This is a genomic window from Massilia sp. (assembly GCF_031995545.1).
In the GTDB taxonomy this organism is placed as follows: Bacteria; Pseudomonadota; Gammaproteobacteria; order Burkholderiales; family Burkholderiaceae_D; genus Telluria.
Genome location: NZ_DAMAGA010000058.1, coordinates 1 through 18,511, shown reverse-complemented (window position 1 = coordinate 18,511; position 18,511 = coordinate 1). Strand labels below are relative to the sequence as shown.

Below are 18,511 nucleotides of genomic sequence, written 5' to 3'. Positions count from 1 at the left end.
GCACCGGCGCTACCGGACGGCTTTCCGGCTTGGCCTTCGGCACCTTGGTCGGGCCGGCGATGCGGTCGATGTAGTCGCGCTCGCTCGGCAGGTTGCCGCCTTCGAAGCGCTCGACCACATTGTCCTTGAAGAAGATGGTGACGCGGCTGGTGGTCAGTTCGCCATTGCCGCGCGCCAGGTAGAACGGATAGTCCCAGCGGTCGGCGTGGAAAGCGTCGGTCAGCAGCGGCGAGCCGAGCAGGAAGCGGACCTGGTCGCGGGTCTGGCCCACTTTCAGCTGGTCCAGCATTTCCTGCGAGACGAAGTTACCCTGCTGGATGTCCGGGCGGTAAGGCGAGAAGATCCACAGGAACTTCTGCAGCTTCGATGCCTGGACAGTTTGCGCGCCGGCATTGGCGATCGCGGCCTGCTTCTCGGCGTCGGCGGCGGTGGCGGCAGCGTCGGTGCTCACCGGCGTCGCCTGGCTGCGCCAGCTGGCGCAGCCGGACAGCACCAGGGTGCAGGCCAGGCCGGCCGCGAGCGCCGCCCGGGCGGAGAATCGATGAAGACCGTGATGGCTAACGGCTGGTTTGACGCGCATAGGTAACCTCAAAACGTTCGAGCGGGAGCTTTCAAAACGCTATATCATAAAGCACTCCGCCCATCTTAGAGTAACAAACATGAGTAACAATCCGACCGACCTGAAGGCCAGCGGCCTGAAGGCCACCCTGCCGCGCCTGAAAATCCTGGAAATTTTCCAGAACAGCGCCGTACGGCACCTGACGGCGGAAGACGTCTACAAGATCCTGCTGGCCGACAATATGGACGTGGGCCTGGCGACCGTCTACCGTGTGCTGACCCAGTTCGAACAGGCTGGCCTGCTCAACCGCAACCATTTCGAGACCGGCAAGGCGATCTATGAGCTGAACGCCGGCTCGCATCACGACCACCTGGTGTGCGTCACCTGCGGCCGCGTCGAGGAGTTCTACGACGACGAGATCGAAAAGCGCCAGCAGATGATCGCCGAGCAACACGGCTACACCATCGTCGAGCACGCGCTGGCGATCTATGGCAGCTGCCCGCAATGCCGGGCGGCGGCGCGCAAGCCGGAATAACCCTGCCGCGGCCATACGGCCGCAGCTCAGGAAATCACTCCTGAATGCCAAAAAGGCGCATGGAAATCCATGCGCCTTTTTTTTTGCTGCGCGGGTGCAGCCCCGCCCTTACAACCGCGTCAGAACGATGCCGTCAGGTTGACGAACAGCGAGCGCCCCGCTTCGTTGTACGACTGCGCGCCGGTACTGCCATTCGTGCTGCGGCGGAACAGGCGCTCGTCGAACAGATTATTGATGCCGGTACGCACATACACCTTGGAAGTGAGCGTGTAGCCGATATTGGCGCCGACCACGGCGTACGGGCTGAGCGGATTGAGCGCCTCGCCCGTGGCCGCCGCGCCGTTGGTGGTCAGGCGGCGCGGCTCCTGCTTGCCGTAATACGACACCGTGAGCAAGGTCGACAGCCTGGCATTGACCTTCCAGTCGAGCGTCGAATTGAGCGTGTATTCCGGAATCACCGACAGCGGTTCGCCGGTGACCGTGTTCTCGTTCTCGATCATGTAGGTCAGGTTGTTGGTCAGCTTCAGGCGCGGACCGAACGGGATCGTCAGGTTGCCTTCGACGCCCTGCACCACCGCCTCCGGCGAGTTCTCCCACTGGAACAGGCGGCCGTTGGCCGAGGTATTCCCCAGCAGCCGGTCCATGCCGCCGGTGATCTTGTTCTTGTAGTCATTATGGAAATAGGTCAGGCTGGCCTCGTAGCCGCGGTCCTTCCAGCCGATGCCGATTTCCTTGTTGACCGAGGTTTCCTGTTCCAGGTTCTCGTTGCCGCGCACATAACAGCCGCCGCCCAGGTTCGGGTTGTTGACCGGGCAGCCGTTGCCGCGCGTGTAGTACAGATAGTTCGGGTTCGACTGGTACAGGTTGGGCGCCTTGAATGCGCGCGCGACGCCGCCCTTGAGCGTGACGGTCGGCGTGAGGGCGTACGAAGCATTCAGGCTCGGGCTCCAGTTGGTGCCGAACTGGCTGTGCTTGTCGAAGCGCAGGCCCGGCGTCAGCGTCAGGGCGCGCGTCACGCCGATATTGTCTTCCACATACAGCGCATAGGTCTCGGCCTTGGCGCGGCCGTCGCGGTTGGTGGCGTCCAGGCCGGGAATCGCGGTGGCGGCCTGGGTCATCGAATACGGATCGTTGAGCTTTTCCTGGCGCACCTCGAAGCCGGCGGTGAGCATCTGCGATACGCCGCCGATGTTCAGGGGCGTGTTGAGCTCGCCGTTGGCGCCGTAGTATTCGAGTTCCGAAGTCGACTTCAGCGCCGCATTGCCGATGCTGCCTTCCGGACCGCCGGCCAGGCCCTCGTTCATGCGCGTATTGTCGGTGCCTTCGTAGGTCAGCCACAGGCGCGAGCTGGTGGCGCCCCAGGTGCCGCGATGGGTCAGCGAGGCGGTACGGCGCAGCATCACATTGGTCTCGGCCCCGTCCCCGGCCAGTTCGCCCAGCAGCGGCGAACCGGCGCCGTTGACAGCGCGGTCGCCGGCGAAGATATTGCCCTGGCGGCTGAAGGCCGATTCGAATTCGAGCACCTGGCCGGTAGCGACGTCCCAGCGCAGCAGGCCGCCGATGTCGCGGTTGCGCACGCCTTCGCGCCCGGCCGGCGGGATCGCGCCGCCGGCGGTGTTTTCCGGCGTGGCGTTGAGCGCCAGGTCGTCGGCCTCGGTCTTGTTGACGTTGCCGAACACGCGGAACGACAACTTGTTGGCCAGCGGACCGGCCAGATTGAAGCCGAGCCGGCGGCTGGCGCCTTCTTCGCCGTGTTCCGGCGCCAGCGCATAGGCGGTGACCGAGCCGGTCAGGTGCTCGCCCGGGGCCTTGGTAATGATGTTGATCACGCCGCCGGCGGCGCCGGAACCGTAGCGCGCCGCGGCCGGGCCGCGCAGCACTTCGATCCGCTCCACTGCCTCCACCGGCACCCAGTTGGTATCGCCACGCGTGTTGCGCTCGCCGCTGCGGCCCATGCGCACCGAGTTGCGCGAAGTGACCGGCTTGCCGTCCACCAGGATCAGGGTATTTTCAGGGCCCATGCCGCGCAGGTCGATCTGGCGGTGGTTGCCGTACTGGCCGCTGGCGCTGTTGCCAGTCAGGTTGACGCCGGGCATGGTGCGGATCAGCTCGGCCAGGTCGTTGGCCGGGGGACGAGCTTCGATGTCTTCCGAGGTGATGGTCGACACCCCGGGCGCCTGTTTCAATTCTTCCTCGGCGGTGCCGACGATATGTACTTGCGGCATCATCGGGCCGGGTACCGTTTGCTGGGCCGCGCCCGGCAAGGACAGCGACATCAAGGCCAGGCCGATGGCGGCGGCCAGTGGGGTGTTACGTGCGACAGTGAACTTCATCCCTGTTAATCCCATTATTGTTGTGTTGAAGAAGCAGCCAAGCCAAAAACGCGTCTTTATTTGAATGCAAATGAGAATCATACGCATTTGCATCATCAAAAAGTTTGTCAAATTGTGGCAAGCCCTGCTTCATGCAGGATGGATGAGATGGGATCGGATGCCGGCGCGGCCGCAGGCACCCCTGCCCGGTGCGCGGGCAGGAGGGATATGGAAGGATGAATCAGGAGTGGCTGAGCGCGTTCGACAACAGCTTGGCCGTGATGTCGACGATCGGAATCACCCGCTCGTAGGCCATGCGCGTCGGCCCGATCACACCGAGGGTGCCGACCACGCGTCCGTCGACCGCATACGGCGCGGTGACCACGCTCATCTCGTCCATCGGCACCAGGTGCGACTCGCCGCCGATGAAGATCTGCACGCCGCCGGCCTTGCTCGACACGTCCAGCAGCTGCATCAGGCCGGTCTTTTGCTCGAACATCTCGAACATCTGGCGCAGCGAGCTCATGTTGGATGAGAGGTCGGTCACCGACAGCAGGTTGCGCTCGCCGGCGATGACCATGTCGTCGCCCTCGGCCATCGCTTCGCTGCCGGCCTCCACCGCAGCCTGCATCAGGCGCCCCATGTCGTCGCGCAATTGCTGTAGTTCACCGGTCAGGCGTGCACGCACCTGGTCGAACGACAGGCCGGCGAAGTTCTGGTTCAGGTAATTCGCCGATTGCGTCAGTTGCGCCGGCGAATAATCCACATCGGTCAGCAGCAGGCGGTTCTGGACGTCGCCACGCGGATCGACGATCACCAGGAGGATGCGCTTTTCGCCCAGGCGCAGGAACTCGATCTGCTGGAACACCGACTCGCGCCGCGGGCTCTGCACCACGCCGGCGAACTGGGTCAGCGACGACAGCATCTGGGCCGCGTTGGCGATGATCTTTTGCGGCTGCTGCATCGGTAGCCGCATATTACCGGCGCCCACCGCACCTTCGTCGAGCTGCTGCACCGTCAGCAGCGTATCGACGAACAGGCGGTAGCCGCGCGGCGTCGGCACGCGACCGGCCGAGGTGTGCGGGCTGGCCACGAAGCCCATTTCCTCGAGGTCGGCCATGATGTTGCGGATCGTGGCAGGGGACAATTCCAGGCCAGAAATCTTGGACAGCGCGCGCGACCCTACCGGCTGGCCGTCGGCGATATAGCGTTCGACAAGCGCTTTGAGCAGGGTTTGGGCACGGTGATCGAGTTGCATGGTTCAGGAGAAAATAAGCGAAAAGCGCTGACGCCGACGGTGGCGATCATATTATAGGCAGGTTGGGACGTAACGCGGCAGTGCAAGAGGCTTGCCTCTGCGCACCGTTCAGGCGTGTTCGCGCTCCAGCCACCCGGTCAGTTGCGCCAGGCTATGTACTTCCACGTCCGGCCGTACCTCATGCGCCAGGTCGTTGACCTTGCCGGTGCGGTTCATCCAGGCCGCGCGCAGTCCGGCGCGCTGGGCGCCCTGGACGTCGAGCAGCAGATCGTCGCCCACGTACAGCGCCTCGTGCGGCGCCACCCCAAGGGCCGCACAGCCGGCCAGGAAGATGCCGGGGTCGGGCTTGGCGCGGCCGTACTCGCGCGCCGAGAGCGAAGCGCGGAAGTGGTGCGCCAGGCCGATCGTCTGCAGGTCGGCCACGCCGTTGGTGACCGAACCGACCAGTACCCGTTCCTGCAGCCACAGCAGGCCCGGCACCACGTCGTCGAACGGGGTCACCGCATTCCTGGCCGCAAAAAATTCGGTCATCGCCAGCGCCACCTTGCCGGGGTCCTCGCCCACCTGCTCGAAGGCGGCCACCAGGCCGGCATGGCGCAGCGCATGCAGGTCAACCGCGAACTCGGGCCGGCGCGCCAGCAGTTCCAGGCGGGCCTGGCGCAGGGTGGCGATGGTGAAGCGCTCGGCCACCCGCGGGGCGTGCTCGGTCAGCCAGGCGAACAGGATCTTCTCGGCTTCCAGGATCACGGGCGCGATCGGCCACAGGGTGTCGTCGAGATCGAATAATACGGCCTTGGGCCAGGGATGGCGGCTTGTCATCGTGGTGGACAATCGGAGAGCTCGGGGCGCCCCAGCATAGCGAGGCATCGGCCTGAATGCAATTGGGGCTCGCCGCTTGACGGGTAGTTACACTGCGGTTACACCGTGATACAAAGGCAAATGGACCAGCCGCTTGCCAAATGGACTAAAATGTTGAGCTAATTTTCAATCCAACCGCGCAGCTGCGCTTTCCCGCTAGATATTTGGAGAAATTATGAAGAGTTCTTACCTGCGCGCCGGCGCCGCGCTGGCATGCGCAATGGCGCTGTCCGCTTGCGGCGGCAGCGATGGCGAGCTGCTGCTGGGCGGCGTCTACACCGGTGTGACCAAGCCCGGCCTGGTGCTGCTCAACGGCGACGGCAACCGCCTCGAGATCACCCCTGTCGCGGGCGGCAACGGCAGCGGCACGTTCTACTTCAACGACCTGGTCGGCAGCGATGATGAATACGATGTCAAGGTGGCAGCGATGCCCGACAACGTCAGCTCTTGCCCCGTGGTCAACGGCAAGGGCCGCGCCGCGTTCAACATCACCAGCGTGCAGGTGAACTGCATCTTCAAGAAACATGCCCTGAAGGGCACGGTTGCCAATCTGAAGGGCGGCGGCCTGGTGCTGGTCAATGGCGCGGACAAGGTACCGGTCGCCGCCGGCGCGACCGAGGTCACCCTGGCCGAGGTGGCGGAAGATGCCCCATACGGTGTCGCAGTCCTGGAACAACCCGCCGGCCAAACCTGCACGGTCGCTAACGGCGGCGGCACGATGGGCAAGAACGACATCACCAACGTGACCGTCACCTGCGCACCTTAATTTTCCTGGAGCCAATGCAATGAAGTCTTTCCTGATCCGTCCGGCGCTCGCGCTGGCGCTGGCCGCGGGTCTCGCCGGCTGCGGCGGTAGCGACAAAGCCGAGTTCGTCGTCGGCGGTGTGGTGTACAACCTCGCCTACCCGAATCTGCAACTGAGCACCAACGGCTCGACGATCGACGTCGCGCCCCCGGCCAAGACCGGTGATGCAGTGACATACTCGTTCCCGAACAAGCTGGAGTACGGTGATGAGTACAATGTCCAGATTACCCGCCAGCCACTGCATCAGACGTGTACCCTGACCAGCGCCTATCCGACCAATGCCGATACGGCAGGTCGCCTGGCACAGATCAACGTCCAGTACAACTGCACGATCAACCCGTATCCAATCGGCGGCACCATCACCGGCCTGACCGCAGCGGGCCTGGTACTGGCCAACGGCAGTACGGGCGGCACCGTGGCGCCGGCCAAGGATGCGACTTCGTACGCTTTCTCGCTGACCGTGCCTTACGGTCAGACCTACGGCGTGACCATTTTGAGCGAGCCTGAAGGCCTGCGCTGCACGGTGGCGAATCCGACCGGAACAATGGGCGATGCCGCTGTTACCAACATCAGCGTCAGCTGCGTTCCACGCACCTGATTGCCTTAAGATATATGAATTCTTTATGTCGAGTATGTGAAAGGAAAATTGGATTTATATGCTGTCGTGCAGCATACTAACTCCTGTCTCCTCCAACTCTCCTCAGAAAAGAATTGGATTTAGCCCGCTCTCATAGCGGGCTTTTTTTTGTCTGCGCTGCGGCCGTCGACCATCATCGGAATAAAAAAGGCGCTGTCACCGTTATCTATGGATGGGTCTGATTGCGATGTGTAGCAATTGTTTAGTGGAAATGATTCGTCCGCCATCCAGCGCTCGGCGCCATCCCAGGTAATTCGGCAGATAGCGCGATGCCACGCCGTGAAATGGCGCCAGCCATTGCCGGAAGCGCTGATGATAGGCGTTGACGTTTTGAACATGTATCGCGCCCGTTGAACTGGCCCGTACCCGATGTCCGGCGCGCAAGTTGACGGTTTGATGCGTAATCCGGTGCTTGCGTGCGAACGCACGGTAAGCAGCATTGGCATCGCTCACCAGCAGTGCTTGTGGGTCGAGTTTAGGCAGCAGGTGATGTTCCAGCTGGCGCGCCGTCAGCGCGCCGCGCCCGGTGACGGCATCGATCGTCTGGCCGCTTCGGTCGCGTGCCACCAGGATGCAGTCCAGCGCGCGAGAAATGCCGCGCTTCTTTGCCGCGCCGCCGTGCTTGCGCGCGGGGCGGTCGAGCTTGCGCGAGCCCTTCTGCGATTCGAGCAAGAACATTTCGTCAGCCTCGACGATACCGCTCAGGCGCTCCGGGCTATCGCGTTTGACCCAATGCACAAAGCGATGGCGCCAGCGGAAGGCGGTGTTGCGATGCACGCCGACCCGGGACGCGGCTCGCCGTACGGGAAGCGAGTCGAGCAGCGCGCTCAGGTGATCGATCCATTTTTCCTTCAGGCGCAGCCGTGCCAATGGCGTGCCGCTCAGGTCGTTGAAAGTGTGCCCGCACTGGCGGCAGCGGTAGCGCTGCAGGTTGTTGGCGTGACCATGGCGCTGCCAGGCGGCGCATTGACAGCGCGGGCAACACCGTCCGGCCGCCCGGATCTGCTCGATCAGTGCAATCACCCGCTCCAGGCCCACTGCTGGCTGCAGGGCCTCGAGCACCTGCTTGTGCTGCGGCTGGTTCAGCAGCGTCAATCCAGCGAACCATTTGCCGAAACGGGGTGCCTTCATGGTGCGTCCTTGTCGATGTCGATCGACGTTGGATCGCTACTTGGATCGACAGTTCAACGCTCATCCATAGCTAACGATGACAGCGCCATAAAAAAAGCGCCGCAAGCGGCGCTCTTTCGAATCCTGGCGTGGTGCCGGGCTTACACCGGCAGATTCGCCAGCGCCACATACTGCTCCAGGGTGACCGCCTCCGGCCGCAGGCCCGGATCGATCCCGGCCTCGACCAGCTGCGCCTCGGTGAACATGCCGGCCACGCAATTGCGGATCACCTTACGCCGTTGCGAGAAGGCTTTCGCCACCACCGCTTCCAGGCGCGCGCCGTCGCATGGCAGCTGGCGCCGGGTAGGCACCATGCGCACGATCGCCGAATCGACCTGCGGCGGCGGATCGAAGGCGGTCGGCGGCACGATGAACATCATTGCCATGTCATAGCGCCATTGCAACATCACCGACAGGCGGCTGTAAGCCTTGGTGCCCGGCTCGGCCACCATGCGCTCGACCACTTCCTTTTGCAGCATGAAATGCTGGTCTTCCACCAGGTGAGCGAACTCAGCCAGGTGGAACAGCAGCGGGCTGGAAATGTTGTACGGCAGGTTGCCCACGATGCGCAGCTTCTGCCCTTCCGGCACGGGAATGGAACCGAAGTCGAATTTCAATGCGTCGCCCGAATGCACGGTCAGGTGCTCGCGCGGATAGGCTTTTTCCAGGCGTGCCACCAGATCGCGGTCGAGCTCGACGACGTGCATGTGATCGAGCTGCTTGAGCAGCAGCGCGGTCATGGCCGCCAGGCCCGGGCCGATCTCGACCATCGCCTGGCCACGGCGCGGGCCGATGGCATCGATGATGTTGTTCAGGACATGGTCGTCGGTCAGGAAGTTCTGGCCGAAGCGCTTGCGTGCTACGTGTTTCATGAATGCTTTCTTGGTTGTTCTAGACTCGGCCGGCGGCGCGCTGTGCAGCCACCATCTGCATGGCGGCGCGGATCGCCTCTTCCATGCTGCCGCAGTCGGCCAGGCCCAGGCCCTGGGCCGCCAGGTCGAGCGCGGTGCCATGGTCGACCGAGGTGCGGATCAAGGGCAGGCCGAGGGTGACGTTGATGCCGCGTCCGAAGGTGGCGTGTTTCAGCACCGGCAGTCCCTGGTCGTGATACATCGCCAGTACGCAGTCGGCGTCCTTCAGGTATTTCGGCTGGAACAGGGTGTCGGCGGGATAGGGGCCACGCGCATCGATGCCGCGCGCGCGCGCGTCGTCGAGCACCGGCGTGATGACGTCGATCTCTTCGCGGCCCAGATAACCGTTCTCGCCAGCATGGGGATTGAGGCCGGTGACCAGGATCACGGGTTCGGCGATGCCGAACTTGTCGCGCAGGTCGGCGTGCAGGATGTCCAGCACCTGGGTCAGGTTGTCGACCGTGAGCGCGCCCGACACGTCTTTCAATGGCAGGTGGGTGGTGGCCAGCGCCACCCGCAGATACGGCTGCTCGCCCACGGGCTGGCCGGCCAGCATCATCACCACCTTCGGGGTATCGGTCTTCTCCGCCAGGTATTCGGTATGCCCGGAAAACGCGATGCCGGCGTCGTTGATCGTGCTTTTCTGCAGCGGCGCGGTGACGATGGCGTCGAACCAGCCAACCTTGCACCCTTCAATCGCCAGGTCGAGCGTGGCCAGCACTGCGCGCCCGTTGTCGGCGTCGAGCTGCCCCGGCACCACGTGGGCGGCCAGCGGCACGTCGACCACGGCCAGGCGTTCGCTGCCGAAGTGCGGCAGGCCGCCGTTGCGCAGCGCCTGGGTCGACAGTGCCGACAGGCGGATCGCCGGATCAATCAGGCTGGCGGTAAGCGCCAGGAAGGCGGCGTCGCCCACCAGCACGCAGTTGGCCTGCCCGCGCAGCGCCCAGGCGGCGCGGATCGCGATCTCGGGACCGATGCCGGCCGGTTCACCGACCGTGATGGCCAGGGTCGGGCGAACTGCGGGCCGCTGGTGCGCCAACGGGCGCCGAGGCGCCGGTTGTCGATCTGGCGCCTGCGCAACCATCGTGTTACTGCTCCTCGCGGAACTCGACGTAGGCGCGGTCGCGCACTTCGCGCACCCAGCTTTCCATCGCTTCCTGCATCTTGCGCTCGCGGATCACCTGGCGCGCCACGTTGCGTTCCTTCTGCTGGGTCACGTCTTCGCTCTTGCGCTCGATGACCTGGATCAGGTGGAAGCCGAACGGCGACTGGATCACGTCCGACACCTGGCCCGGTTTCAGCAGGTTCATCGCCTGCTCGAACTCGGGCACGGTGTCGCCCGGGTACAGCCAGCCCAGGTCGCCGCCCTTGGCAGCCGAACCGTCCTGCGAATGCAGGCGCGCCAGTTCCTCGAAGGTGCCGGCGTTGTTGTCCATCTTTTCCTTGAGCTCCAGCAGCTTGCGCTTGACCTCGCCCTCGGTCATGGTCGGCGTGACCTTGATCAGGATGTGGCGCGCGTGGGTCTGCTCGACCACCGCCTTGTCGGCGGCACCGGCGTCGGCCAGCGAGCGCTTGCCCGCCATCTTGAGGATGTGGAAGCCGACGTTGGTCTTGATGATCGAGGTCACCTGGCCCGGCTGCAGTTTACGCAGCTCGGCCGAGAACACCGGCGGCAGGCGGTCGGCGTCGCGCCAGCCGATCTCGCCGCCCTTGAGCGCGTCCGGCGCGTCCGAATAGGTGGCCGCCGTCTTGGCGAAGTCGGCGCCGGTGCGCAGCTGGCGCAGCACTTCCTCGGCGCGCGCGGCGCGGGCGGCGATCTGTTCCGGCGACGCATTCTCGGGCACGCGCACCAGGATCTGGGCGATGTCGACTTCGATGCGGTCGGCGGCGGCGGCCTTGCTGGCGGCCAGGTAAGTGTCGACCTCGGCTTCCGAGATCTGGATCTTGCTGTCGACCTCGTGCTCGCGCAGGCGCTGCATCATGATCTCGTTGCGGATGTCTTCGCGGAACTGGGCAAACGGCATGCCCTCTTTTTCCATCTGGTTGCGCAGGTCCTGCACCGACATCTTCTGGTTCTCGGCGATGCGGCCGATGGTGGCATCCAGGGTGCGGTCGTCGACACGCACGCCCATTTCCTTGGCCAGCTGCAGCTGGGCACGTTCCACGATCATCGCTTCCAGCACCTGGCGCTGCATGACGGATGCGTCCGGCAGCTGGGCTTGCGGGTTGCGCGCCTTCATGTTCTGGGTGACCTGCACCAGGCGGTTGGCGACTTCGTTCTTGGTGATCACTTCATCGTTGACCACCACCTGGATCGAGTCGACCACCTTGGCGTTGGCGGATGCCGGGGGCAGGAAACCGCCACCGGCCTGAGCCGCCGGCGCGGCGGCCGCCGCAGGGGCAGCCGGTGCGGCCTGGGCCGCCGGGGCAGCAGCCGGGGCCGCCTGTGCGAAGGCCTGGCCGGCGCCGAGCGCGCACAGCAGCGCGCAGGCGAGCCCGATGGCTCGCGAGTTCTTGAGACGGGGGGTACGCATCATCTGGGAAGCACTCATTTCAGGATTGTTCAAATCGTGCGCCGTCGCGCTGGACGGCCTCTATGGACTGCTGATCAACTGCCAATCACCAACTACTTACATTGACAAAATTTTATGGCCGGCCGACGCCGGTATTCAACTGAGTATAGCCCGGAATGCTCTTGTTGAATGTATCCAGCGGGTTGCCCAGGCCCAGGCGCGACAGGCCGTTGAGCTCGAGCTGGAAGAAGATCGGCGTCGACGTGGTCTGGGCCGCGGTCACGAAACGCTGCGCGCCCATCCGGAACACCCAGCAGTCGGCCTGGTATTCGAGACCGATCAGGCTCTCGATCAGCTTGCTGCCGGTGGACGGATTCACCGCCTGCCCCACGCCGTACGAACGCAGCGCGTAGCTGACCCGGCCGACGCCATACCAGCGCTGCGAGATCGGCCACTGCGCCGACAGATCGATGTTGCGGAAGCTGTCACGCTGATAACGGTATTCCGCGTTCACCACCTTCATCTGCCCGGCACGCCACTGCACGCCCGCATTCGAGCTGTACAGACTGCTGCCGTTGGCGTCGTATTGTACGCCGCTATCGAAGCTCCATGTCTCGGAAATGCGGCCCGATGCCGCCAGCAGGATGTCGGAACGGCTCTGCTGGCGCGTTTCGCCCGGCAGGCGCACGCGCGGCTCGTCGATATACAGGCGCTGGCCGAACGCCAGGCGCAATCGCTCGGCGCCGTCGGCCTGGATGAAGCGCGACACCAGGGCCGCGGTCAATTGATTGGCGTCCGACACGCGGTCCAGGCCGACGTAGCGGTTCTCGCTGAACAATTGCGCGTAGTTGAAGCCGGCGCGGCCGGTATCGAACACCGGGATGTCGTCCTGGTCTTCGTACGGCGTGTAAACATAGAACAGGCGCGGCTCCAGGGTCTGGGTCGAGGCGCCGCCGAACAGCGAGGTCTGGCGCTCGAAGATCAGGCCGCTGTCGAGCGAGAAGGTCGGCAGCGTGCGGCTGACCTGGTTCGACAGGCCTGGACGCAGCTCGACGCCGCGCACGTTCGAATCGATGTCGTACTGGGCCGCGTTGTACATCAGCTTGGGCGTGACGAACCAGCCCGGACGCACGATCGGATAGCTGATCTGGCCGTTGATCACGGCGCGGTTGCCGCGCACCATGTCCGGGTGCCAGAAGCGGGTCGCCTCGGCGTCGATCGCCCAGTCGAAACCGGCGACGTCGTAGCGGCCGGCGTGGAAGTTCACCTGCGGCAGGCGGTCGTAGGGACGCGGCACCGACAGGCTCGGGTTCTCGGCCGCGGCCGGATCCTGCAGCACCTGGTAGTTCTGGGCGCGCACGTTCAGGCTCCAGAACTGGCCATAGTAGTCGGTGCGCACTTCGCGCAGCAGCTGGCGCTCGGCGCTGGCCGAGACCGTGCGCGAGAAGTCGGACGGGTATTCGTCGTCCGAGGCGCCGTGCAGGTTCCAGCCGTACGACCAGTTCGGCTTGATCGACTGGGTATGCAGCGAGTCGGCGCGCCAGCGCGTGGTGTTGGTCTTGCGGTCGTCCGGCAGCACCTCGACGTGGGTTTCGCCGTTGTACATGCCGCCATCGGTCATGCCCATGTAGCGACCGGTAGCGCCGAGCTGGAAGCCGCGGTCGAACATCATGCGCGGGTACAGGGTCAGGTCGCGGTTCGGGGCGATGTTGACGTAGTACGGCACCATCACCTCGGCCTTGCCCTGCGAGCCGAAGCCGATCGACGGCGGCAGCCAGCCCGAACGGCGCTGGCCCGACAGCGAGAACGACATCGCCGGGGTGCCGATGATCGGCACGTCCTTGAAATAGATGATGGTCTTGCCGGCGGTGCCGATCTCGCGCCCGGTGTCCAGGCGCAGCGTGCTCGACTTCAGGTACCAGTCCGGGTCCGGGCCCTGGCAGGTGCTGTAGGTGCCGTCGCGCACCACGGCCTGCTGCTCGCCAAGGAAATCGATCCGCGACGCCTGGCCCTGGCCGTTGTTCGCGGCCAGGAAATAAGTCGGGTTCAGGACGTAGCCCTTGCCGGTCTCCAGGTTCAGCTGCAGCTCGTCGCCCTTGTAGCGGTCGCCGAAGCGCCACATGTTGACGTTGCCGGTGGCAGTCACTTCATCTTCCACCCGCAGATAGCAGGCGGTGTCGGACGTGATGCCGGTCTGGCCGCGCGTGATCTCGACGTTGCGGTTCAGGTCCAGGCGGCGGTCGGGACGGCCGCCGATCTCCTCGGCACGGATGGTGAGCGGGAGTTCTTCTTCGTTCTGGGGGGCCGGCGGAACGTTCTGTGCATATGCCGGCGCGGCGGCAGCCAATGCATAAAGCGCGAGGACGTGGCGCGGCGGGAAGGGTTTGGCCGAGGACCAGCTCATGGGAAAACGCAGCTCATGGGAAATCGGACGTACGCCATAAAGGGCGGTTTTTTTGGGATGAATCCCTTATTATATGAGAATTAGCTCAACCAACCGGATTCACCAGGCCGCTTCATGTCATCTTCGTATCAAAATCCCCCCACTTCGATTGACAGCACTGTCGAACACAACGTTGACCGTGACGCGCGCCTGGCGCAACTGACCGAATGGCTAGCCTCGACCGGCCTGGTGGACGCCGCCAGCGGCCGTCCGGCCTCGAGCGACGCCAGCTTCCGCCGCTACTTCCGCTACGACGTCGTGCCGGGCCTGCAAGATAAACTCGGCGCAACCCTGGTGGCGATGGATGCGCCGCCCGAGCGCGAGAACGTGCCGGCCTTTATTAAGGTCCAGGGCCTGCTGTTCGATGCCGGCGTGACGGTGCCGGCGATCGCCGCGCGCGACGTCGAGCGCGGCTTCCTGCTGCTGTCCGACCTGGGCAGCACCACCTACCTGCAGCGCCTGGACAGCGACAACGCCGTGTTCATGTACTCGGACGCGGTCGACGCCCTGCTCAAGTTTCAGATGGCCAGCCAGAGCGACGTGCTGCCGGAATTCGACCGCGCCTTCGTGCTGCGCGAACTGAACCTGTTCCCGGAGTGGTACCTGGGGCGCCACCTGAACGCGACCCTGGACGACAAGCAGCAGGCGCAGCTCGATAAAGTGTTCGAAGCGATTACTTCGAACGTGCTGGCGCAGCAGCAGGTCTTCATGCACCGCGATTTCCATTCGCGTAACCTGATGTTCCTGGATCAGGGCAACCCGGGCGTGCTGGACTTCCAGGACGCGGTGTACGGTCCGATCAGCTACGACCTGGCGTCGCTGCTGCGCGACGCCTATGTCCAGTGGGACGAAGAGATCGTGCTGGACTGGGTGGTGCGCTACTGGCAGAGCGCGAAACAGGTCGGGCTGCCGGTCAACCCGGACATCGACGCCTTCTACCGCGACTTCGAATTCATGGCGCTGCAGCGCCACCTGAAGATCCTGGGCATCTTCTGCCGCCTGAACTACCGCGACGGCAAGAGCAACTACATGGGCGACCTGCCGACCGTGCTCGATTACGTGCGCAAGACCGCCAACCGCTACACTGAACTGAAACCCTTGCTGCGCCTGCTCGACACCTTCGATGCATTCGGCGACAAGGGCGCGCCGCAAGTCGGCTACACCTTCTGAAAGAGGCCAGCATGAAAGCGATGATTTTCGCCGCCGGCCGCGGCGAGCGCATGCGCCCCCTGACCGACAGCGTCCCGAAACCGCTGCTCAAGGTGCGCGGACGGCCGCTGATCGTCTGGCACGTGCTGAACCTGGTGCGCGCCGGGATTGCCGACATCGTCATCAACCACTCCTGGCTCGGCCACATGATCGAGCAGGAACTGGGCGACGGCAGCCGCTACGGCGCGCGCATCGTCTATTCGCACGAGCCTCAGCCGCTGGAAACGGCGGGCGGCATCGCCAACGCGCTGCACCTATTGGGGGATGCACCATTTCTGGCACTGTCGGCCGACATCTACGCGCCCTACTTCGATTTCTCGGACGCGCTCGACGCGCTGAAGGACACCGACGCGCTGGGCCAGACCATCCCGCTCGACCAGCGCGACATCGCCTGGCTGTGGCTCACGCCCAATCCATGGCATAACCCGGAAGGCGACTTCGCGCTCGACATGTACACGCTCAAGAACGAGGGCGCGGCCAAGTGGAACTTCGCGAATATCGGCGTGTATCGTCCCGAGATGTTTGAAGGAATAACACCGGGCGAGTTCGTCAAGCTCGGCCCGCTGATGCGCAAGTACATCGACTTGGGCCGCGTCGGCGGCGAGATCTATCAAGGTCAATGGGTCAACGTCGGCACCGCGGCCCAGCTGGAAGAACTGAACGCGCCGCTGCGGGCGGCCAAGCCGGCGGCATGATGGCGGGCGGCGCCTGCGCTGCGGTTCATGCGTCCCGGCGCGCACGCCTGACGGCGCAGATGCAGCCGGGCGCGGTCGCTGTCTTGAGCACGGCGCCGGAAGTCATTCGCAACGGCGACAGCGACTACCCCTACCGCCACGACAGCTATTTCTATTATCTGACCGGCTTCACGGAGCCCGAGAGCGTGCTGGTGCTGGTCGCCGCCCTGGGCGAACGGCCGGCGCGCGCGGTCCTGTTCTGCCGCGAGAAGAATATCGAGCGCGAGATCTGGGATGGCTTTCGCTACGGCCCCGAAGCGGCGCGCTCCGCGTTCGGATTCGACGAGGCCTATCCGATCGGCGAACTCGATGCGCGCATGGCCGACCTGCTGGCCGATGCGCCGGCGCTGTACTACGCGCTCGGTCACGGTGCGTCGCTCGACGCACAGGTATCCGGCTGGCTGAAGGCGGTGCGTGCACGCGCCCGCACCGGCGTCAGCGCGCCTTCGACCACCCACCACCTGCTCGCCCTGCTCGACGAGATGCGCCTGCTGAAGGACGAGCACGAAGCGGCGCTGATGGCGCGCGCCGGTTTGATCTCGGGCCAGGCCCACCTGCGCGCGATGCGCGCCACCCGTCCCGGCATGTTCGAGTACGAGATCGAGGCCGAGCTGCTGCACGAGTTCCGCCGCAACGGCGCCCAGTTCCCGGCCTATACGCCGATCGTGGCCTCGGGCCCGAACGCCTGCGTGCTGCACTACAACGCCAACAACCGGCGCGTGCTCGATGACGAACTGGTACTAATCGATGCCGGCTGCGAGTTCGACGGCTACGCCGGCGACATCACGCGCACCTATCCGGCCAACGGCACGTTCAGCGCGCCGCAGCGCACGCTGTACGAACTGGTGCTGCGCGCGCAGGAAGCGGCGCTGGCGGCGATCAAGCCGGGCAATCCGTACAGCGCCATCCACGACGCCGCGGTGCGGGTGCTGACCGAGGGCATGTTCGATCTGGGCCTGCTCGACCGCCAGAAAGCCGGCTCGCTCGACGACGCCATCGCGGCGCGCGCCTACACCCAGTTCTACATGCACGGCACCGGCCACTGGCTCGGGATGGACGTGCACGATGTCGGCGCCTACCGCGACGTGAGCCTGGCCGAGAAGCCGTCACGCTCCCTGCTGGCCGGAATGGCGCTGACGGTGGAGCCGGGCATCTACGTGCGTCCTGCCGAAGGCGTGCCGGAACGGTTCTGGCACATCGGCATCCGGATCGAGGACGACGTGCTCGTCACCCATGACGGCTGCCGCATCCTGACCGCCAGCGCGCCCAAGGGCGTGGCCGAAATCGAAACCCTGATGCAGGAAACGCGATGAGCGAGCAAGCAATGCAACACACTGAAGCACTGGACGTCGACGTCGCGATCTGCGGCGCCGGCCCGGTGGGCCTGGCGCTGGCCGCCTTCCTGGTGCGGCGCGGCGTCGACGGCAAGCGCATCGCCCTGATCGACGGCAAGTCGCTGGGCCAGGCGATCTCGGACCCGCGTTCGATCGCGCTGTCCTGGGGCAGCGTGGAGCTGCTGCAGGAAGTCGGCGCCTGGCCGCTGGCGGCCACGCCGATCCACGAGATCCACGTCTCGCGCCGCGGCCAGCTGGGGCGCAGCCTGATGGACCGGCGCGAGCACGACGTGCCGGCACTGGGCTACGTGACGCGCTACGGCGCCGTGGTCGATGCGCTGGCGCGCCAGTGCGACGCCGCTGGCGTCGCGGTGCTGCGCCCCGCGCGCGTGCAGTCGCTCGACGAGCAGCCGGACGGCGCCCATTTGCTGTTGGACGACGGCCGCATGCTGCGCGCCCAGGTCGCGGTGCAGGCCGAAGGCGGCATCTTCGGCGAGCAGGACAACCGCGTGCGCAGCCGCGACTACGAACAGAGCGCGATCATCGCGCGCGTGACGACGTCGCTGCCGATCGCGCACCGCGCTTTCGAGCGCTTCACCGACGAGGGTCCCTTGGCGCTGCTGCCGGAAGACGCGGCCGACGGCCACCAGTATGCGCTGGTGTGGTGCGTGCGGCCCGAGCGTGCCGGTGCCGTCCTGGAACTGGGCGATGGCGCCTTCCTGGAGCAGCTGGGCGAGGCGTTCGGCAGCCGCCTGGGCGCCTTCACGGCGGTGTCGCCGCGCGTCTCGTTCCCGCTCGGCTTGAACGCCGAGCCGCGCGCCACGGTGCGCACGGTCGCCATCGGCAATGCCGCCCAGACCCTGCACCCGGTCGCCGGCCAGGGCCTGAACCTGGGCCTGCGCGACGCCGCAGTGCTGGCGCGCCAGCTGGCGCGCAGCGTCGATTCGGCCGCCATCGGCCGCTTCCTCGAAGAGCGCGACCAGGACCGGCGCCTGACGATCGCGCTGACCGATACCATGGCGCGTGCGTTCACCGGTAGCGGTCCGCTGCAGTCGCTGCTCGGCCTGGGCCTGGCCGCGCTCGACATGGCGCGTCCGGCGCGCATGCTGTTGGCAGATTTGATGATGTTCGGCCGCCGCTGATCCGCGTCACGTAGGGTTGGCGGCTCCGCCGCCGACGCGTCCAGCCAGTGCTCGTTTCGTGGCGACGCATGCCGGAGTTGAACGCGTCGGC

General features: G+C 65.3%; 16 protein-coding genes. 7 read left to right on the top strand and 9 right to left on the bottom strand.

Features of this window, described 5'->3' with window-relative positions; genetic code table 11:
• Positions 1-580: outer membrane protein assembly factor BamE (locus RTQ83_RS23140; protein WP_312520070.1), on the bottom strand; the 580-nt coding region annotated here is incomplete at its 3' end.
• A gap of 79 nt (positions 581-659) precedes the next feature.
• On the opposite strand from RTQ83_RS23140, the gene fur reads away from it, so the two are divergent.
• Positions 660-1,094, top strand: a complete 435-nt coding sequence (gene fur, locus RTQ83_RS23135) for a ferric iron uptake transcriptional regulator (protein WP_312520066.1) — start codon at positions 660-662, stop codon at positions 1,092-1,094.
• A 119-nt stretch (positions 1,095-1,213) separates the two neighbouring features.
• Here the strand turns inward: fur and RTQ83_RS23130 are convergent, their stop codons facing one another.
• From RTQ83_RS23130 to RTQ83_RS23120, 3 genes are all read right to left on the bottom strand, one after another.
• Positions 1,214-3,427, bottom strand: a complete 2,214-nt coding sequence (locus RTQ83_RS23130; RefSeq protein WP_312520063.1) for a TonB-dependent siderophore receptor — start codon at positions 3,425-3,427, stop codon at positions 1,214-1,216.
• Between the two features lie 220 nt (positions 3,428-3,647).
• Entirely contained in the window at positions 3,648-4,664 is a 1,017-nt protein-coding gene (gene hrcA / locus RTQ83_RS23125; RefSeq protein ID WP_312520060.1) for a heat-inducible transcriptional repressor HrcA, read from the bottom strand.
• A gap of 108 nt (positions 4,665-4,772) precedes the next feature.
• Positions 4,773-5,483 carry an HAD family hydrolase gene (locus RTQ83_RS23120; RefSeq protein WP_409456147.1) on the bottom strand — a complete coding sequence of 237 codons (711 nt, stop codon included), beginning with the start codon at positions 5,481-5,483 and terminating at the stop codon, positions 4,773-4,775.
• Between the two features lie 214 nt (positions 5,484-5,697).
• Between RTQ83_RS23120 and RTQ83_RS23115 the strand changes: the two genes are divergently transcribed.
• A complete protein-coding gene (locus tag RTQ83_RS23115; protein ID WP_312520056.1) occupies positions 5,698-6,288 on the top strand; it encodes a hypothetical protein in 591 nt (196 codons plus the stop codon).
• 19 nt (positions 6,289-6,307) lie between these two features.
• Complete coding sequence (locus tag RTQ83_RS23110) at positions 6,308-6,925, top strand: hypothetical protein (RefSeq protein ID WP_312520054.1); 618 nt, start codon at positions 6,308-6,310, stop codon at positions 6,923-6,925.
• 201 nt (positions 6,926-7,126) lie between these two features.
• Here RTQ83_RS23110 and RTQ83_RS23105 read toward each other — a convergent pair whose 3' ends face one another.
• From RTQ83_RS23105 to RTQ83_RS23085, 5 genes are all read right to left on the bottom strand, one after another.
• The gene (locus tag RTQ83_RS23105) at positions 7,127-8,095 is read right to left on the bottom strand and encodes an IS1595 family transposase (RefSeq protein WP_312520051.1); all 969 of its coding nucleotides are present in this window, start codon (positions 8,093-8,095) and stop codon (positions 7,127-7,129) included.
• Positions 8,096-8,235: 140 nt separating this feature from the next.
• Entirely contained in the window at positions 8,236-9,006 is a 771-nt protein-coding gene (gene rsmA, locus RTQ83_RS23100) for a 16S rRNA (adenine(1518)-N(6)/adenine(1519)-N(6))-dimethyltransferase RsmA (protein ID WP_312520049.1), read from the bottom strand.
• A 19-nt stretch (positions 9,007-9,025) separates the two neighbouring features.
• Positions 9,026-10,129: a 4-hydroxythreonine-4-phosphate dehydrogenase PdxA gene (gene pdxA / locus RTQ83_RS23095; RefSeq protein ID WP_312520047.1), complete on the bottom strand. Its 1,104-nt coding sequence runs from the start codon at positions 10,127-10,129 to the stop codon at positions 9,026-9,028.
• A gap of 4 nt (positions 10,130-10,133) precedes the next feature.
• The gene (locus RTQ83_RS23090; protein ID WP_312520045.1) at positions 10,134-11,582 is read right to left on the bottom strand and encodes a peptidylprolyl isomerase; all 1,449 of its coding nucleotides are present in this window, start codon (positions 11,580-11,582) and stop codon (positions 10,134-10,136) included.
• A gap of 109 nt (positions 11,583-11,691) precedes the next feature.
• The gene (locus tag RTQ83_RS23085; RefSeq protein WP_312520041.1) at positions 11,692-13,962 is read right to left on the bottom strand and encodes an LPS-assembly protein LptD; all 2,271 of its coding nucleotides are present in this window, start codon (positions 13,960-13,962) and stop codon (positions 11,692-11,694) included.
• 114 nt (positions 13,963-14,076) lie between these two features.
• On the opposite strand from RTQ83_RS23085, the gene RTQ83_RS23080 reads away from it, so the two are divergent.
• From RTQ83_RS23080 to RTQ83_RS23065, 4 genes are read left to right on the top strand one after another with little or no spacing between them, the layout of a single operon-like run.
• Positions 14,077-15,171 (top strand): phosphotransferase, encoded by a 1,095-nt coding sequence (locus RTQ83_RS23080; RefSeq protein WP_312520039.1) that lies wholly within the window; start codon positions 14,077-14,079, stop codon positions 15,169-15,171.
• 11 nt (positions 15,172-15,182) lie between these two features.
• Positions 15,183-15,905 carry an N-acetylmuramate alpha-1-phosphate uridylyltransferase MurU gene (gene murU / locus RTQ83_RS23075; protein WP_312520036.1) on the top strand — a complete coding sequence of 241 codons (723 nt, stop codon included), beginning with the start codon at positions 15,183-15,185 and terminating at the stop codon, positions 15,903-15,905.
• Entirely contained in the window at positions 15,902-17,257 is a 1,356-nt protein-coding gene (pepP, locus tag RTQ83_RS23070) for a Xaa-Pro aminopeptidase (RefSeq protein WP_409456146.1), read from the top strand. Before murU ends, pepP begins: the two co-directional genes overlap by 4 nt.
• Before the next feature lie 11 nt (positions 17,258-17,268).
• The gene (locus RTQ83_RS23065; RefSeq protein WP_312520033.1) at positions 17,269-18,420 is read left to right on the top strand and encodes an FAD-dependent monooxygenase; all 1,152 of its coding nucleotides are present in this window, start codon (positions 17,269-17,271) and stop codon (positions 18,418-18,420) included.
• Positions 18,421-18,511 lie beyond the last annotated feature (91 nt).

What these genes read in the sequence shown, in the direction of transcription:
- fur (WP_312520066.1), top strand. Translation starts at nt 660, where the DNA reads ATGAGTAACAATCCGACCGACCTGAAGGCCAGCGGCCTGAAGGCCACC.
- RTQ83_RS23130 (WP_312520063.1), bottom strand. Translation starts at nt 3,427, where the DNA reads ATGAAGTTCACTGTCGCACGTAACACCCCACTGGCCGCCGCCATCGGC.
- hrcA (WP_312520060.1), bottom strand. Translation starts at nt 4,664, where the DNA reads ATGCAACTCGATCACCGTGCCCAAACCCTGCTCAAAGCGCTTGTCGAA.
- RTQ83_RS23120 (WP_409456147.1), bottom strand. Translation starts at nt 5,483, where the DNA reads ATGACAAGCCGCCATCCCTGGCCCAAGGCCGTATTATTCGATCTCGAC.
- RTQ83_RS23115 (WP_312520056.1), top strand. Translation starts at nt 5,698, where the DNA reads ATGAAGAGTTCTTACCTGCGCGCCGGCGCCGCGCTGGCATGCGCAATG.
- RTQ83_RS23110 (WP_312520054.1), top strand. Translation starts at nt 6,308, where the DNA reads ATGAAGTCTTTCCTGATCCGTCCGGCGCTCGCGCTGGCGCTGGCCGCG.
- RTQ83_RS23105 (WP_312520051.1), bottom strand. Translation starts at nt 8,095, where the DNA reads ATGAAGGCACCCCGTTTCGGCAAATGGTTCGCTGGATTGACGCTGCTG.
- rsmA (WP_312520049.1), bottom strand. Translation starts at nt 9,006, where the DNA reads ATGAAACACGTAGCACGCAAGCGCTTCGGCCAGAACTTCCTGACCGAC.
- pdxA (WP_312520047.1), bottom strand. Translation starts at nt 10,129, where the DNA reads ATGGTTGCGCAGGCGCCAGATCGACAACCGGCGCCTCGGCGCCCGTTG.
- RTQ83_RS23090 (WP_312520045.1), bottom strand. Translation starts at nt 11,582, where the DNA reads ATGATGCGTACCCCCCGTCTCAAGAACTCGCGAGCCATCGGGCTCGCC.
- RTQ83_RS23085 (WP_312520041.1), bottom strand. Translation starts at nt 13,962, where the DNA reads ATGAGCTGGTCCTCGGCCAAACCCTTCCCGCCGCGCCACGTCCTCGCG.
- RTQ83_RS23080 (WP_312520039.1), top strand. Translation starts at nt 14,077, where the DNA reads ATGTCATCTTCGTATCAAAATCCCCCCACTTCGATTGACAGCACTGTC.
- murU (WP_312520036.1), top strand. Translation starts at nt 15,183, where the DNA reads ATGAAAGCGATGATTTTCGCCGCCGGCCGCGGCGAGCGCATGCGCCCC.
- pepP (WP_409456146.1), top strand. Translation starts at nt 15,902, where the DNA reads ATGATGGCGGGCGGCGCCTGCGCTGCGGTTCATGCGTCCCGGCGCGCA.
- RTQ83_RS23065 (WP_312520033.1), top strand. Translation starts at nt 17,269, where the DNA reads ATGCAACACACTGAAGCACTGGACGTCGACGTCGCGATCTGCGGCGCC.